17 protein-coding genes and 1 other RNA gene are annotated in these 15,185 nt (G+C 64.0%); 8 read left to right on the forward strand and 10 right to left on the reverse strand.

Going from position 1 to position 15,185, the window contains the following annotated elements; all coding sequences use genetic code 11:
• The 4 genes from ACTS2Z_RS14280 to ACTS2Z_RS14295 form a co-directional block, all read right to left on the reverse strand.
• Positions 1–328 (reverse strand): aldo/keto reductase (locus ACTS2Z_RS14280; protein ID WP_442573872.1); only part of this gene is annotated, 328 nt, incomplete at its 3' end.
• Positions 329–361: 33 nt separating this feature from the next.
• Positions 362–2,743, reverse strand: a complete 2,382-nt coding sequence (locus ACTS2Z_RS14285; protein ID WP_442573873.1) for a hypothetical protein — start codon at positions 2,741–2,743, stop codon at positions 362–364.
• Positions 2,744–2,855: 112 nt separating this feature from the next.
• Positions 2,856–3,482: a (d)CMP kinase gene (gene cmk, locus ACTS2Z_RS14290; protein WP_442573874.1), complete on the reverse strand. Its 627-nt coding sequence runs from the start codon at positions 3,480–3,482 to the stop codon at positions 2,856–2,858.
• Between the two features lie 29 nt (positions 3,483–3,511).
• Positions 3,512–4,276 carry a YebC/PmpR family DNA-binding transcriptional regulator gene (locus ACTS2Z_RS14295; RefSeq protein WP_442573875.1) on the reverse strand — a complete coding sequence of 255 codons (765 nt, stop codon included), beginning with the start codon at positions 4,274–4,276 and terminating at the stop codon, positions 3,512–3,514.
• Positions 4,277–4,461: 185 nt separating this feature from the next.
• Here ACTS2Z_RS14295 and ACTS2Z_RS14300 point away from each other — a divergent pair, with 185 nt between their 5' ends.
• The 8 genes from ACTS2Z_RS14300 (at position 4,462) to glmM (ending at position 12,103) form a co-directional block, all read left to right on the forward strand.
• Positions 4,462–5,190 carry a class I SAM-dependent methyltransferase gene (locus tag ACTS2Z_RS14300; RefSeq protein ID WP_442573876.1) on the forward strand — a complete coding sequence of 243 codons (729 nt, stop codon included), beginning with the start codon at positions 4,462–4,464 and terminating at the stop codon, positions 5,188–5,190.
• On the forward strand, positions 5,187–5,966 hold the full coding sequence (gene kdsB, locus ACTS2Z_RS14305; RefSeq protein WP_442573877.1) for a 3-deoxy-manno-octulosonate cytidylyltransferase: 780 nt from the start codon (positions 5,187–5,189) through the stop codon (positions 5,964–5,966). Before ACTS2Z_RS14300 ends, kdsB begins: the two co-directional genes overlap by 4 nt.
• Positions 5,966–6,613: a histidine phosphatase family protein gene (locus tag ACTS2Z_RS14310; protein WP_442573888.1), complete on the forward strand. Its 648-nt coding sequence runs from the start codon at positions 5,966–5,968 to the stop codon at positions 6,611–6,613. The genes kdsB and ACTS2Z_RS14310 overlap by 1 nt, the downstream gene beginning before the upstream one ends.
• Positions 6,610–7,839, forward strand: coding sequence for an O-antigen ligase family protein (locus ACTS2Z_RS14315; RefSeq protein ID WP_442573878.1), 1,230 nt, complete (start codon positions 6,610–6,612; stop codon positions 7,837–7,839). The genes ACTS2Z_RS14310 and ACTS2Z_RS14315 overlap by 4 nt, the downstream gene beginning before the upstream one ends.
• A gap of 89 nt (positions 7,840–7,928) precedes the next feature.
• Complete coding sequence (locus ACTS2Z_RS14320) at positions 7,929–9,365, forward strand: exopolysaccharide biosynthesis polyprenyl glycosylphosphotransferase (protein WP_442573879.1); 1,437 nt, start codon at positions 7,929–7,931, stop codon at positions 9,363–9,365.
• An 87-nt stretch (positions 9,366–9,452) separates the two neighbouring features.
• Complete coding sequence (locus ACTS2Z_RS14325) at positions 9,453–10,067, forward strand: hypothetical protein (protein ID WP_442573880.1); 615 nt, start codon at positions 9,453–9,455, stop codon at positions 10,065–10,067.
• 13 nt (positions 10,068–10,080) lie between these two features.
• The gene (fsa, locus tag ACTS2Z_RS14330) at positions 10,081–10,737 is read left to right on the forward strand and encodes a fructose-6-phosphate aldolase (protein ID WP_442573881.1); all 657 of its coding nucleotides are present in this window, start codon (positions 10,081–10,083) and stop codon (positions 10,735–10,737) included.
• A gap of 13 nt (positions 10,738–10,750) precedes the next feature.
• Positions 10,751–12,103: a phosphoglucosamine mutase gene (gene glmM / locus ACTS2Z_RS14335; RefSeq protein WP_442573882.1), complete on the forward strand. Its 1,353-nt coding sequence runs from the start codon at positions 10,751–10,753 to the stop codon at positions 12,101–12,103.
• Positions 12,104–12,107: 4 nt separating this feature from the next.
• Here the strand turns inward: glmM and ACTS2Z_RS14340 are convergent, their stop codons facing one another.
• From ACTS2Z_RS14340 to ACTS2Z_RS14365, 6 genes are all read right to left on the reverse strand, one after another.
• On the reverse strand, positions 12,108–12,926 hold the full coding sequence (locus tag ACTS2Z_RS14340) for a TIGR00282 family metallophosphoesterase (protein WP_442573883.1): 819 nt from the start codon (positions 12,924–12,926) through the stop codon (positions 12,108–12,110).
• A gap of 9 nt (positions 12,927–12,935) precedes the next feature.
• Complete coding sequence (locus ACTS2Z_RS14345; protein ID WP_442573884.1) at positions 12,936–13,700, reverse strand: ferredoxin--NADP reductase; 765 nt, start codon at positions 13,698–13,700, stop codon at positions 12,936–12,938.
• A 104-nt stretch (positions 13,701–13,804) separates the two neighbouring features.
• Positions 13,805–14,380, reverse strand: a complete 576-nt coding sequence (locus tag ACTS2Z_RS14350; protein ID WP_442573885.1) for a 5-formyltetrahydrofolate cyclo-ligase — start codon at positions 14,378–14,380, stop codon at positions 13,805–13,807.
• A gap of 26 nt (positions 14,381–14,406) precedes the next feature.
• Positions 14,407–14,566, reverse strand: a non-coding RNA gene (gene ssrS / locus ACTS2Z_RS14355) — 6S RNA.
• Between the two features lie 36 nt (positions 14,567–14,602).
• Positions 14,603–14,965: a cell division protein ZapA gene (locus tag ACTS2Z_RS14360; protein WP_442573886.1), complete on the reverse strand. Its 363-nt coding sequence runs from the start codon at positions 14,963–14,965 to the stop codon at positions 14,603–14,605.
• Positions 14,965–15,185: DUF4164 family protein (locus tag ACTS2Z_RS14365; protein ID WP_442573887.1), on the reverse strand; the 221-nt coding region annotated here is incomplete at its 5' end. The genes ACTS2Z_RS14360 and ACTS2Z_RS14365, both read right to left, overlap by 1 nt.

A 15,185-nucleotide genomic window follows, 5' to 3' on the forward strand; every position in this document is an offset into this window, starting at 1 on the left:
CCAACCGGTTCAGGCTGGCCCGCACGGACTTTTCGACGCCACCCGGCGAAAAATCACGCATCCGCCGGGCAAGACCAGCGCTGGTGACGCCCGCTTTGGTGGAGACAAAAAAGCTCTCTCTCGGAATGCCTTCCAGCCCAGCTCCGAGACGGCGTTCTGCCTCACCAGCCCCATAGGCGGGCGCGGTGTCAAAGACGCGAATGCCCGCTGCATGCGCCCGCTTTGCCAACCGTGCTGCGTCGTGGAGCGTTGTCAGAGATGTACCCAGCGCGCCGGCAAGGCCGAAGCCAAGCCGGGACGGGAGGGGGGATGCGGGCAGGACACTCATGCGCCCTGCCCTACACCGCACAGCCCGCTTGCGCTAGCCGGGCCCGCGCGTGCGCTCCTGAATGCGGATGCTGGCATTGCGGCAGGCTTCCACATTGCGGCGGTTCGGATCGCACTGGCCAAAAACGACATTCTGCCGGGTGCCATCGTGACGCGGGAAGGTGAAGTCCTGCGTGATGGTCAGTCCGGGAATGTCGAAGGTGTGGCGCAGTTCCCAGCGCGCCAGCCATATGTCGATCGCCGCATAGAGGTCGATGAACGGGATCAGCGCCAGCGTGAAATCATAGACTGGATCGGACAGGATGGCGGTTGCGTCACGCCCCGGCAGGCCGTTCATCCGGAAATTCATCCGGTTATTGCTCTCATGGCCGGCGCGGAAGAACTCCAGACTGCACCGTTGAGGCGAGATAGCCGTGTTGCGGGTTGTCGGAGACCCACGGCTGGTGGAACGGCAGGATAGCCCGCCCTCCGCATCGAACTGCGCACCATTGGCGGCGAAGTTGAAGCTTAGGGTCGAATTGCGCGATTCCAGTCTCACGCCCGGCTCCAGACCCGCCTCAGCGATCCAGGCATTGATGCGCAGGCCCGTCACGCGGGCGGGCAGGGTCACCCGGCCAAGTTCCCGATTGCCAGCATGAATGGGCGGGGTGAAGCGCTGGCAGGCCCAGTCCGGGCAGGTGCCGGCACGCGGAATGTCGACGCTGGGGCAGTTGACCCTGACCGTCTTCACGACCGGCGCGCGGACTGACAGCCGGCAACGCGCCCAGAGGCGGAAGACAAACTCCTGGTCATCGAAGCGCAAGGACGGGTCGAGCCCGGAAGCGAGATAGACCGACGGCACACCCGGCACACGCTCGGCGCCGGAGACACCCCGCGCGCTCAATGCTACCGAAAGCGATTGAGTACGCCATTCATCGGGATTCATCTCGATCATGAATTCGGTCGAGCTGGTTTGCACTTCGAACGGGAAACGCAGGCCGAGGCCGAAGCCCACCGAGTACTCGAAGGCGACATAGTAGTTCTTGCGCTTGTTAAAGGTGCGCTTGTAGCGATCCTCGATCGAGCGCGAGATGGTGAACCCTGTCAGGAAGTAGAAGGTCTCATTGGTCGTGATCACAGCCTGGCGCGGATCAAAGCCGCGCAACCGGTTGGCGATCTCCGGATCGATCACACCCTGTGCCGTCACGCTTTGCGGCATTGTGAATACCTGAAAGCCTTCCTCGAAGGTTGGCATCGCCGCCGGGCGGCCATTGTTCAGGGCTTCATCAGGCAGGCGCATGCCGCCGCGTATCCGGCGGTCCGGCATCAGATCGGCGCGCGTCAGCACATGCTGGCGGAAGACGTCCGGTATGACACGGATAGCCGGACCAACAGGCGCATTCATCTGCAGACCGTCAGGCAGGCGCGAGGGCGGTGCGGTCAGAAGGTCAGGGCGCAAGGGACCCGGCACGCGCATGGTCTCGTCGAGCGGAATGACCGTGACATGGGTGACCTCACGCTCCTCGCCATTGAGCTCCAGCGCCATCAGCGCGTCGTCATTGAGGCGCAAGGCCTCGGCCACCGTCACGTCATGGGAATAGATCGCCCGAGGGTTCATGGCGCGCAATTCGGCGCGCAATGCTTCAGCCTCCTCGCGCAGGTCGGCATTGGTCGGCGGCGCGCCGATAATGTCGTCAGGCTGAAGCGTCGTGCCTCCGGGCACACGGGCAAAGTCCGTGCGCTGGCCGGACGGCACGAACTGCAAGCAGAACTCGTTCTGGAACTGGCGCCCCGCAGCGTCATTGCGCGGCGCAGAGCAGGCATCGCGCGGAACCCGAACGGTAAGCTGGCGCGAAACGACAAGCCGGTCCTCCAGAAGGAATACCTCATTGCGCTGATCAGGCCTGCCGATAACCCCAAGGCTCTGCGGATTGGCCAGCACGGCGGCAATCGCCGGTTCGGCAGAAAGGTCGGTCTCGCGCAAGTAGAGCGGCAGGTCGATCTGCGCGCCATCGGCAATCGTCAGGTTCAGGGCGGTGGCGGCGCTCAAGCCCCGATAGTCGAGCTCGGCCAGAAAGAGCGGTGACTGGCTTACTGCACTGCGAACCGAATCCGCGTTGAGACTGGCCATGCTGGCGGCTTCTGCGAGGCGCTCGTCAGAAAGCTGGCCGGTACCGGCGCTTTGGCGGGCCGGCTGCAACCCTGCGGGCGCCTGCCGGAATACACTGCCCGACTGCGACGGGGTCTGCTGCTGGGTGGTCTGGGGAGCCGGTTGGCGCGCCGTCATGACGGGCTGTACCCGCACCGCTTCGAAGCGCTGGATACCCTCTATGCGAGGCGGGTTGTCATTGTCCGGATCGCTGCTTTCCTGCACGGCCAGTGCAGTTGCGCCAAACAGGAATGTTCCGGCGGCAATCGCCAGCAAAGCTGCACGCATGGTGGTATCTCCCCCTTCTTGTTGCCCCGGATTGAAGGGAAGAGCATCTGAACGGGAAATGAAAGTGCCAGTATAGTCAGGATGACAAAAAATCTGTGCCTGACCGGCGGCCTCAGGGCTTCATCCGGCCTGCAACAATGTCGATGGCGGCGCGGATGGCTTCGCCCTCGTCCATGTCGGTCGTATCCAGCTCGATGGCATCATCGGCCTTGAGCAGGGGGGCATCAGGACGGGCGGCATCGCGCCCGTCGCGTTCGAGAAGCTGGCTCATCACCTGTTCGAGAGCGACCGTTTCGCCGCGCCCGACCAGCTCGTTCCACCGGCGGGAGGCACGCACTTCCGCGCTGGCGGTGACGAAGAGTTTCACATCAGCGTCCGGCGCGATCACCGTGCCGATATCACGCCCGTCGAGTACAGCGCCGCCCGGCTGGCGGGCAAAAGCCTGCTGGACGTGTTTCAGGGCGGCGCGCACCTGCGGATGCGCCGAGACGATGGACGCCGCAGCGCCCGCACCGGCCGTGCGGATTTTCGCCTCGTCAATCTGCGACGGGTCGAGGCTGCGCGCGGCCGCCTCTGCGGCGGAGGCATCAGACGGGTCGCTGCCTGCTTCCAGAACGGCTACGGCGACAGCCCTGTACAACGTGCCGGTATCGAGGTGCGGCAAGGCAAAGCGCGCGGCAAGTGCCCGCGCGATGGTTCCCTTGCCGGAGGCCAGTGGCCCGTCTACCGCGATCAGCATCGGTATCAGCGTCCTTGCGAGCAGGTCCCTTACGAGGCGAGCTTGCTCATCTCGTCGTCGGAAATGTCGAAATTGGCATAGACATTCGACACGTCATCAAGGTCTTCGAGCGCTTCCATGAGCTTCATCAGCGTCGCGGCCTTGTCGCCATCGACCTCGATGAGGTTTTGCGGCTTCCAGATGATATTGGCCGATTTCGCCTCGCCAAAGCGGGCCTGCAGGGCCTCGCTCACTTCGGCCAGATCCTCGCGGGCGCAGTAGACAACGTGCTCGCCCTCTTCGTCCTCGCCGCCCTCTTCCTGGGCCACGTCCTCAGCGCCAGCCTCGATGGCGGCTTCGAGCACCTCGACCTCATCGCCGACCGAGAGCGGGAAACGGATCTCGCCAACCTGGTCGAACATGAAGGAGACAGAGCCGGTCTCGCCCATATTGCCGCCATTCTTGGAGAAAGCTGCGCGGACGTCGGAAGCGGCGCGGTTCTTGTTGTCGGTGGAGGCTTCGACGATCAGGCCGACACCGGCCGGGCCAAAGCCCTCATAGCGGATCTCGAAATACTCCTCGACATCGCCGCCCTGACCTTTCTTGATCGCGCGCTCGATATTGTCCTTGGGCATGGACTGGCCCTTGGCGTTGGCAACCGCCAGACGCAGGCGCGGGTTCATGTCCGGATCAGGCCCGCCCATCTTGGAGGCAATGGTGATCTCCTTGGAAAGCTTGGAGAACAGCTTGGCACGCGCCTTGTCCTGACGGCCCTTGCGGTGCTGGATATTGGCCCATTTGGAATGCCCGGCCATGGGGAACCTCCTGCAATCACTTCTGCCCGGACGCAGAAGCGCAATATCGGGAAAGCGCGCCTTCTATCGCATAGGCCGGGCGCTAGCAAACCCGCTGCCCGCAGCGCGGTGAAAAAGCAAAGGCAAACTTGTCCAATGCAGGCTTTCCCGGCTATGCGTCTGCAGAGCTTATGAAAGGCTGTCCCATGCGCATCTGGTTGAAGCGTCTGCAATCGCGATTGCAGGACCCCCGCCAGTTCTCTGTGCCGAAGATGAAACGCGAGTGCCCGATCTGCGGGTATCACGGCGTGTTTCTGGCGCTGGGCACACCGCCGCGCTGGGACGGGCGCTGCCCGAACTGTTCCTCGCGCGAGCGTCACCGGCTGATCCACCTTTTCCTGAGCCGCGAGGCAATCGACCTGTCAAAGCTGGGTACGATCCTGCATTTCGCGCCGGAAAAGCACGTCAAGCGCATGCTGTCGGGCCATCCCGGCTACAAGGCGGCAGACATTGTTCCGGGCAAGACCGACCTCACCATGGACATTGCCGACATCACCCTGCCCGAAGGCTCGGTCGACATGGTGGTGGCCAACCATGTGCTTGAACATGTACCCGATGACCGCAAGGCCATGGCCGGGATTGGCCGCTGCCTCGCGCCGGGCGGCATGGCGATCATCACCGTGCCGCAGAACTGGGCGCGCGAAGACACCTTCGAGGCTGGCCCGGACATCAGCGAGGCGGAACGCTTCGCCCATTACGACGATACCGGCCATGTGCGCTATTACGGACGCGACTTTGCCGACAGGTTTGAAAAAGCCAGCGGGCTCGATGTCGAGGTATGGCGCCTGCCGCCTGAGGAAGAGCCGCGCTGGGGCCTGTTCCGCGGCGATGTTCTCTACATAGGACGCAAAACGCAGGCGGGCGCCGGCGCATGAGCGTGATCGCGGTCATCCCGGCGCGTTATGGCTCGACGCGGTTTCCCGGCAAGCCGCTGCACCAGATTGCAGGCATTGCCATGGTGGAGCGTGTGCGCCGTCTGGCGCTGGCGGCGGCAAGCGTCGACCGGGTGATCGTGGCCACGGATGACACGCGAATCCTGGATGCGGTTACTGCCGAAGGCGGCGAGGCTGTGATGACGCCCGAGAGCTGCCGCAACGGAACCGAGCGCGCGTTCGAGGCGGTGAAGGCCTTTGCAACGCCAGGTGACGTCATCGTGAACCTGCAGGGCGATGCGCCCCTGACCCCGCCATGGGTAATCGAGGCTGTGGCTGCCGAGATGGCCTCCGACGATACCCTTGCCATGGCCACGCCTGCAGTAGCCCTGACCGATGATGCCTACGCGAAGATGGCAGAGGCCAAGGCGCGCGGCGAGGTTGGCGGCACAACAGTGGTTTTCGACCGCCGCATGAACGCCCTCTACTTTTCCAAGGCGGTCATACCGTTCCAGCGCGAGAAAAGTGCTGGCACGCCGGTCTACAAGCATATCGGGCTTTACGCCTATCGCTTTGATACGCTGGAGCGCCTCGTCGCGATGGAGCCGACACCGCTGGAAAAGGCGGAAAGCCTTGAGCAGTTGCGCGCGCTGGAAAATGGCATTCCGATCCGTGTTGTCCTGACCGACTATCGCGGCCGCACGCCGTGGTCGGTCGATAGCCCGCGTGATGCGGACATCGCCGCTGAAATCATTGCCCGCGAAGGCGAAATTGTGTGATGCGCCTGATCCTTGCCCGGCACGGCAATACGTTCGGACCCGGCGACACGCCGGTCTGGGTCGGCGCGCGCGAAGACCTGCCGCTCACCGACAAGGGCCGCATCCAGTCCGTTCAGTTCGGGCTTGCCCTGAAGGAAGCGGGCATCGTGCCCTCACGCATTCTTGCCGGGCCCCTGAAGCGCACCGCCATTGGCGCGCAATTGCTGGCAGCCGAATGCGGGTTTGAAGGCAAGATCGCGATAGAGCCCCGGCTGCGCGAAATCGATTATGGCAGTTGGGGCGGACGCAGCGATGCCGAGATTGCAGCGGCGTGGGGCGAGGATGCAATCCGGGCCTGGCGTGACCGTTCGGTCATGCCGCAAGGTGCAGGTTGGTCTCCAGATGGCGCGACGATCACCGGTCACGCCCGGGCGATACTGGACGAGATAGCGAACGCCAGCGCCTCCGGCGACACGGCCGTCCTCCTCTCCTCGAACGGAATCCTGCGTTTCTTCCATGCCCTGCTCGCAAACGAAGGGACGCCGCCCGAGGAAGCCAAGATGGGCACCGGGCATTGGGGCCTTGCCACGCACGGCCCGGATGGCTGGCAACTGCATTTCTGGAACACGCTGCCGCATCCAGATGGGCTCTCAGGTGTAGAGTCATGATGCAGGCCGTCCGCTCGATGTTCAGTGAGGAAAGCCGGGCCTTGTGGGCCTGGCTCGCCGTCATGTTCATGACGGCCTTCCTGATCCCTGCCGGCGGTCTCGGTCTGGCCGCTGCGGGCGGCCTCTACGCGCTTTTTGCGATGCCCGGCACCACGCTGTGGCGCCATCTGCGCCGGCCCGGACTGGTCACTCTGCTGGCGCTGGCGGCTCTTGTCTGGGCCAGTGTCAGCCATGTGTGGTCGCCCTACCGCAATCCTGACGAGGCACTGAAGCTCGCGCTGCTGACGCCGCTCTTCATCATCGTGCCGGTTGCCGCTGCCCGTATCGCGCCTGAGCGCCAGGTGCTGGCGCAGGGCGCGTTCATCGCCTGCATCATCTTTATCCTCGTCATCATGGCGATGGAATCGCTGACCGGCGGTGATCTGACCTTGAGCTACAAGCTCGATGTGGAGGGATATGACCCTGCCCGCACAGACCTGCAGATCCGCGTCGACCGGGTCCTCAGCCGGGGCGCCACTCCGGCGATCATGCTGACGGGCATTGCGGTCATGCTCCTGTGGACCCGCAAGGTGCTGTCGATGCGCATCCTTGCTGTCCTTGCAGCCCTTGTGACCGTGATCATGGCGCTGGATTACGGCGTCCAGGCCAATGCCGCTGCCCTTGCCGCCGCCATCGTGATGACGGCGCTGGCGGCCCGCTGGCCGGCCTTCACGCTGAAGTTCATTCTGACCGCGCTCGCCGTGCTGATCCTCGCAGGCCCGCTCTTGTTCACGCTCCTGCTCGGCCTTGCCGGGCCGGAACTGGGCGCGGCCATGCCCATGTCGTGGGAATGGCGCCTCGAAATCTGGCGGTTTGCGCTGGAGCGCATCTGGGAGGCGCCGCTGGCCGGTCATGGCATCGGGGCTTCACGAGTGCTCGACGGTTCAACCGAACTGCGCGGCTACGAGATCGATCTGTTACCGCTGCACGCCCATAATGCGTCCCTGACGATCTGGCTGGAAACGGGTCTCGCCGGTGCCGCCCTCATCGCAGGCGCACTGCTTGCGCTTGCCCGCTCGATCCGGGTTTCGCCCGCTTTCCCGGCACTGACAGTCATGATGATCGTCTTTGCGCTTTCGGTCTGGCTGGTGAATGTCGCCTTCAGCTATGGCATCTGGCAGGAATGGCATCACGGCGCGCTGGCGCTCGCGATTGCCGCGGCGCTCATCTCACGCCCGAAACCCTAGCCGCCCCCGCAGCTCCTCGCGGCAGGATTCTTGCGTATCTCCCCTCCTGATCCGGTGCAGAACGCGCCGGACGGCCCCGGAGGGTATACATGGCGTTTCACTTTGGATCAGACGGCGTGCTGGACCGGGCCAATGGCCCGCAAACCCAACTTGATGTGCGTCCGCTCCTGCAACACGCCAACGTGCTGCGCGCTTTCGGCCTCAGCGACATGCTGGCCTTCGCCATCATGCTGGGCCTGACCCTGCCGCTCGCCTCACCGGTGGGCGATGACATCCAGACCTTGCGTCATATTGGCGCCAGCCTTGGCCTCTTTGGTGTCGTCCTGTTGTGGCTGCGCTCGCGCGGCCATTACCGGGCCCGCCAGGGTCTCGCCAATCAGGTCCGTCCGATACTGATGGCCTGCGCGCTCGCCCTTCTGGGCGCCAGCACCGTGCACATGATGAGCGGTGAGCCCGGCCTCCGGACGGCGACCCTGGTCCTGTGGGCCTCCCTGCCCGCCCTGATGCTGGCCTTGCGGTTTGCCACGCGCGCCGGCCTTGAGGCCGTTGGCGCCTGGGCCCAGCCCGTGACCCTGATCACGCCGGCCGCGCAACGCTCCGAGCAGCTCGCCATTCTCAAGCGCAACGCCGATCACGGGCTTGTCGCCGCGACGACGGTGCCGCTGGAAAGCCTTGACGGACTTGATGACGCGGCGCTCGCGCGCTGGCTCGATGCCTTGGGTGACATCCCTGCCTTCCTGGCGCCTGACGAGACGACGCAAGGCCTTGCGAACCGGCTCGCCAGCCAGCTCAGCGCGCGCGGGGAATGTTTCTATTACCAGCCCGCCATTGGCCGTATCCCGACGCAGAATATCGACCTCATCGACTACCCGCCGTCTGACGGCTTCGTCTTTCGTATCGGTGACAGCCTGGACCGTCCACTGGCGCGCCGGGCCAAGCGGGCCTTCGACATTCTCGCGAGCGCAGCGGCCCTTATTCTGATCGCGCCCGCCATGCTGGCCTTCGCAATGCTGATCCGGCGCGATGGCGGCCCGGCCCTGTTCGTCCAGCCGCGTGTCGGCAAGGATGGCCGCACGTTTGGCTGCCTGAAGTTCCGCACGATGTGTGTTGATGCCGAGGCGCGCCTTGCCGAGGTACTGAAAACCGACCCTGAGCGCGCGGCGCAGTGGGAGACCTTCCAGAAGCTGGACAATGACCCGCGCATCACGGCGACCGGGCACTGGCTACGCAAGTTCAGCCTCGATGAACTGCCCCAGCTTATCAACGTCCTCAAGGGCGATATGAGCCTGATCGGCCCGCGCCCGATGACGCTTGACCAGCAATCTGATTACGGACCGGCTTTCAGCGCCTATGTGCGTATGCGCCCCGGCATTACCGGCCTCTGGCAGGTCAACGGGCGCAATGCGACCAGCTTTGCCGAACGGGCCCGTCTGGACGACTGGTATGCCCGCAACTGGTCGCTCTGGCGCGATGCCGTGATCCTCATTCGCACAGTGAGGGAAATCGTGATTCCCTCTGGGCGGTGACAAGCCCTGACGGCCATGCCAAAAGGGCTCTTGATCAACCCTGTCCCTACAGACCAGCAGCACTGCCCGGGAGGCAGCTCCGGCAAGATGATGTCCAGGCTCGCCACCCTCGGCCGGATCAATGTTCCGGACTGGGCCTTCTATCCGCTGGCTGCAGGTATTGCGGCCCTGCTGATTACGGCTGCGCTTCTCATGCGTCCATATAATGCGGCGGCGGTCGTGACCGAGAACGAGCTTGTCTTCCAGGGCGTGGCGCTGGCTGATCTGGTCAATGGTCCCGGCACGAATGTGCGCTTTGATCCCGGACATGAAGATGGTCCGGTGGCGCGCGCGTCTTCCACCGCCAGCTTCGAGATGGCAGGACCTCTTTCTGCCGGGATTGCCGCCTTTGTACCGGACGCGTTTGAAACCCGCATTTCCGGCCGGCGTATCCGCGTGGAATACCAGGTCCGCGCCGTAGAAGCGGACGGGCCGCAGACCGTGCATATCGGCTATTTCACCTCGGGCTATGGCGATAGCGGCTGGCGCGAGCAACCGATCACCACGCGCTACACGACCTTGTCCTTTGAGTGGGACGCGCCCGTCTATGACGGCCAGGAGTTCAATGAATCGGTGGGCATCTGGCCGGACCCGGAAGGCAAGAACCGGGAAATCCTGATCCGGCGAATCCGCATTTTCATCCTGCCGGACACCCCCCGCTAGAAGAGACCGCCAGATGCAGCTTTTCCTCGATACAGCCGAAATTTCCGAGATCACCGCGCGCACCGGCGCCGGGCTGGTCGATGGCGTCACCACCAATCCGTCCCTGATGGCAAAATCCGGTGCGGATATTTTCGAGCGCATTGCCGAGATCTGTGCGGCCGTAGACGGGCCGGTTTCAGCCGAAGTGGTTGCCACCGACCTTGAGGGCATTCTTGAGGAAGGCCGCCGCCTGCGTGCCATTGCCGATAATGTCGTGGTCAAGCTGCCGCTCACCGCGGACGGCCTCAAGGCTTGCCACATCTTTTCCGGCGAAGGCATTCCGACAAACGTCACCTTGTGTTTCTCGCTGAACCAGGCGCTTCTGGCGGCCAAGGCCGGAGCCACGTTCGTGTCGCCTTTCGTGGGCCGTATCGAGGATATGGGCGGAGACGGGCTCGGCCTTCTGGAGGCTATCCGGGAGGTCTACGACCAGTTCGGCTACGAGACCGCTATTCTGGCGGCATCCTTGCGCTCTGCCACACATGTGGAGATGGCGGCCAGAATTGGCTGTGATGCAGCCACACTGCCGCCCAAGATTTTCGATTCCATGATCCTGCATCCGCTGACCGAGACGGGCCTCAAAGCCTTTCTCGATGACTGGAAGAAGACCGGTCGCAGCGGGCTCACTTAAGGGGGCGGGGACTATGATCAAACGGTATTTCGGCACGGACGGTGTTCGCGGCACGACCAACCAGTCAGTGATGACGGCGGAGACGGCCCTGCGGCTGGGCATGGCGGCGGCCCACTATTTCAAGCGCGAGAACGGGCGGCGCCACACGGTCGTCATCGGCAAGGACACCCGGCTTTCCGGCTACATGATCGAATCCGCGCTCGTGGCCGGGTTTACCGCAGCGGGCATGGATGTGTTCCTGTTCGGGCCGATCCCGACACCGGCGACCGCCATGCTGACCCGCTCGCTGCGTGCCGATATGGGCGTGATGATCACCGCCTCGCACAATCTCTACGAGGATAACGGCATCAAGCTGTTCGGCCCTGACGGCTACAAGCTCGATGATGCGGCAGAGCTGGAAATCGAGCGGATGATGGATGCCGATACGTCGGAGCATCTCGTCGAGCCCAAATATATCGGCCGCGCCAAACGGATCGACGATGCCGAAGCGCGCTATGTCGAGATCGCCAAGGCGACTCTGCCGCGCTCCATGCGCCTGTCCGGCCTTCGCATCGTGATCGATTGTGCCAATGGTGCGGCCTACAAGGTCGCGCCGAAAGTCCTGTGGGAGCTGGGCGCCGATGTCGTGCCGCTGCACAACACACCGACGGGCTTCAACATCAATGAGGATTGCGGCGCAACAGCGCCTCTCGACCTCGCGGAGAATGTGAAGCGCTACCGCGCTGATCTCGGTATTGCGCTTGATGGCGATGCCGACCGTGTCGTTCTGTGCGACGAAAAGGGCAAGATCGTCGACGGTGACCAGATCATCGGCCTTCTGGCAACCGCATGGAAGGCCGCTGGCACGCTGGCTGGCAATACAGTCGTTACCACGCAGATGTCCAATCTCGGCCTCGAACAATATCTCGCCAAACAGGGCATCGAGATGCAGCGCACACAGGTTGGCGACCGCTATGTGGTCGAGGCCATGCGTTCATCGGGTGCCAATCTGGGCGGCGAACAATCCGGCCATGTGGTGCTGAGCGATTTTGCCACTACAGGCGACGGGCTGATCGCGGCGCTTCAGGTGCTGTCGCTGCTGATCGAGTCCGGCAAGCCGGCAAGCCAGCTCCTCAAGGTCTTCACGCCTGCGCCGCAAATCCTGAAAAATGTGCGCTATGCGAACGGCGCGGCCCCGCTGGACAATGCCAAGGTGAAGGAGATCATCGCTGAAGGCGAGATCCGGCTGAACGGCAAGGGACGGTTGCTGGTGCGCAAATCCGGTACCGAGCCGCTGATCCGCGTCATGGCCGAAGGTGACCGCAAGCTGATCGACAGCGTCGTGAACGATATCTGTTCAGCGCTGGAAAACGCCACGGGCGCCTGAGGCGTCACGCCTCCGGGACACTGCGCGACAGCACGCCGCCAAAGCGTATCGGCTCGACGCGCACGGCAAGGCCGGTGCGGTCATCGGTCTCCACGAACACGCCGCAGGCCGTTGCCGGGCCGCTGGCCGCCTGCATCCGGCCAGAGCGCATGTGGGTGGTGAAACGGCGCAAGGGTTCTTCCTTGTCCATGCCGATCACGGAATCATAGCTGCCGCACATGCCCGCATCGGTCTGGTAGGCGGTGCCTCCGGCAAGGATCTGGTGATCCGCCGTCGGGATGTGCGTGTGCGTGCCGACAACCAGGCTCGCCCGGCCATCACAGAAATGGCCCATCGCATGCTTTTCGCTCGTCGCCTCGCCATGGGCATCAACGATGATGGCGTCGGCCACCTGACCCAGCGGCGTCGCGCTCAAGGCTTCATCGACGCACGCGAACGGATCGTCCAGCGGCTGCATGTAAAGGCGCAAAAGCACGTTCATAACCATGACGCGCGCGCCAGATTTGGTTTCGTAAAGCCCGGTGCCCCGGCCCGGCGCAGTGCCGGTGGGATAGTTGGCAGGGCGAAGGAGGCGCGGCTCGCGCTCGATATAGGTCAGGGCTTCAGACTGGTCCCAGGAATGGTTTCCAAGGGTGAGCACGTCCGCGCCAGCATCAAACAGCTCGATCGCGGTGCGTTCGGTAATGCCGAAACCACCCGCGGCGTTCTCCGCATTCACCACGACGAAATCGAGCTTCAGCCGGTCGCGGAAGGCGCCCAGCTCTTCCACCAGCACATCACGGCCCGACTTGCCGACCACGTCTCCGAAAAATGCAAGCCGCATGGCGCCGCCCTACCCTACAAAAGCCTTCTCGACCACAAACGCGCCCGGACGGGCATTCGAACCCTCGTCCAGACCGGCCGCCTCCACGCGCGCCTTGCAGTCATTGATCATGTTGAGTGACCCGCAAATCATGACGCGGTCGGTTGCAGGGTCCAGCGGGCCGCCGGTTTCCGCCCAGAGCTGGCCGGAATCCATCAGAGCCGTGATACGCCCGGTACGCGGGTGATCCTCGCGCGTCAGCGAGGTGTAGTGAACCAGCCTGTGCGCATGCTCGCCCACCAGCGGATCATCTTTCAGCGACGCCACCAGCGCCTCGCCATAAGCAAGCTCTGCGGCTTCCCGGCAGGTATGGGTCAGGATCACCTGTTCAAAGCGCTCATAGGTTTCCGGATCGCGGATGATGCTGGCAAAGGGGGCGATGCCGGTCCCGGTGGAAAGCAGATAGAGCCGCTTGCCGGGCAGTAGCGCATCGTGGACCAGCGTGCCGACCGATTTGGCGCCCAGAAGGATCGTATCGCCTTCCTGGATGGTTTGCAGGCGGGAGGTCAGCGGACCGTCCGCCACCTTGATCGAGAAGAAATCGAGTCCCTCATCCCAGGACGGGCTGGCAATGGAATACGCGCGCAGGAGCGGCTTGCCATCGACCATCAGGCCCAGCATCACGAACTCGCCGGAGCGGAAGCGGAAGCTCGCCGGGCGCGTCACGCGGAAGGAAAACAGACTGCTGGTCCAGTGGCGCACAGAGAGCACGCGCTGTTCGCTGAAAGCTGCCATCGGGGAAGAAATCTCGTTATCGGCGGGTTCTGATTGGCGTTGAGGGCGGGATGTAACCCTTCGCCGCCGCTTCGCCAATGCCTGCGGTGTGAACGGCGACCGCCTCAGCGCGCGGCGCGGTAGCAGCGCTGCTCTGTCACCACATAATCAAGGGCCACATCATGGCGGCCGGCGCTGATGCGGCCCACGCGCTGGCCCTCATAGGCAAGCCCCACCGCGATTACCGGGCCAGCGGTACGCAGCGCGCTCAAGGTGCGGTCATAGAAGCCCCCGCCATAACCAAGGCGGTGACACCGGTCGTCGAACGCTGCCAGCGGTACAAGCACCAGCGAGGGAACAAGGACGGGCTTGCGCGCCTCCGGTACATCGATGCCGAACGCGCCTTTTTCCAGACCGTCGCCGGGCGTCCAGGCACGAAACTGCAAGGGCGCATCCTTCGCGATGACAACCGGCAGGGCGAGCTGGGCCTGTTCAAGCAAGAAGGTTTCCATCAACGGGCGTGGATCAATCTCGCCGCGTACCGGCCAGTAGCCGGACACCACGGCATTGACTGCAGGCCAGGCCGCATCAGGGAAATTGCCTGCGAGCGCGTGGGCGGCATCCGGCGCCCCTGCCGCGAGGCCTTCGCGCCTTGCCAGCGCATGGCGGCGGGCACGGGCCTTGAGCCAGCCGCTCAGCATGATCGTCCCGGCATAAAGGAGGGTGTGGCGGCACCAGACGGGCCGTTGGCTATGTAACAACCCTGATGACCCGGAGTACCAGGTGGGTGCCGCGTGATGAAGGCCACGGCCGACATCAGAGGCAGCTCCCTCTCAGAGATGTAAGGTCGCCGGGATGTGAGAGCCTGACGAGAACTCCAGTCACCGCCACACCCGTGAACATGGTGTGTCGCGAGGCTTTGCTCAAGCGTCTCTGCCATCTGTCCCTGAAAGCGCCTCGAGGCGCTCGGCTGCCTTGATGATTGCATCGGCGGCACGCGAGCGATCCGTGCGGCGGCGCGCTTCTGCCTGTGAGAGATGGCCCTTGGCGTCCAGCAGTTCGGATTCCAGCGCCTCCACCTTGCCTTGAGCTTCGCGCATTTCGTCAGCAACGATGAGCGATGCCATCAACAGGAGACGCAATTCGCCGATCTGACCGACCTTGTCGGCCAGGTCGCGCACATGACCATCGAGATGGCCTGCCAGCTCCTTCAGGTATGCCTGCTGGCCGTCCTCACATCCGATCGTGAAGGGGCGGCCATTAAGCGAGATCGTGACCTTGGACACTAGCGGTCCTCCCCGTCACTGGACCCGTCCAGCGTATCGCCTGACAATCCTGCACCCGACATGGCAGCTTTCAGCTCGCTCATCGCTTCTTCGAGCGCAGCGCTGGCCTCGCGGGCAGCTTCGGCCAGTTCGGCCTCGCTGGCGCGGGCCGCATCGAGCTGCTGGGCAAGCCGCGAGCGGTCCTCGTCGGAATCGCGCGCGGCGCGGGCATCGCCCTCGG

It is taken from the genome of Glycocaulis sp. (assembly GCF_052168375.1).
Lineage (GTDB): Bacteria > Pseudomonadota > Alphaproteobacteria > Caulobacterales > Maricaulaceae > Glycocaulis.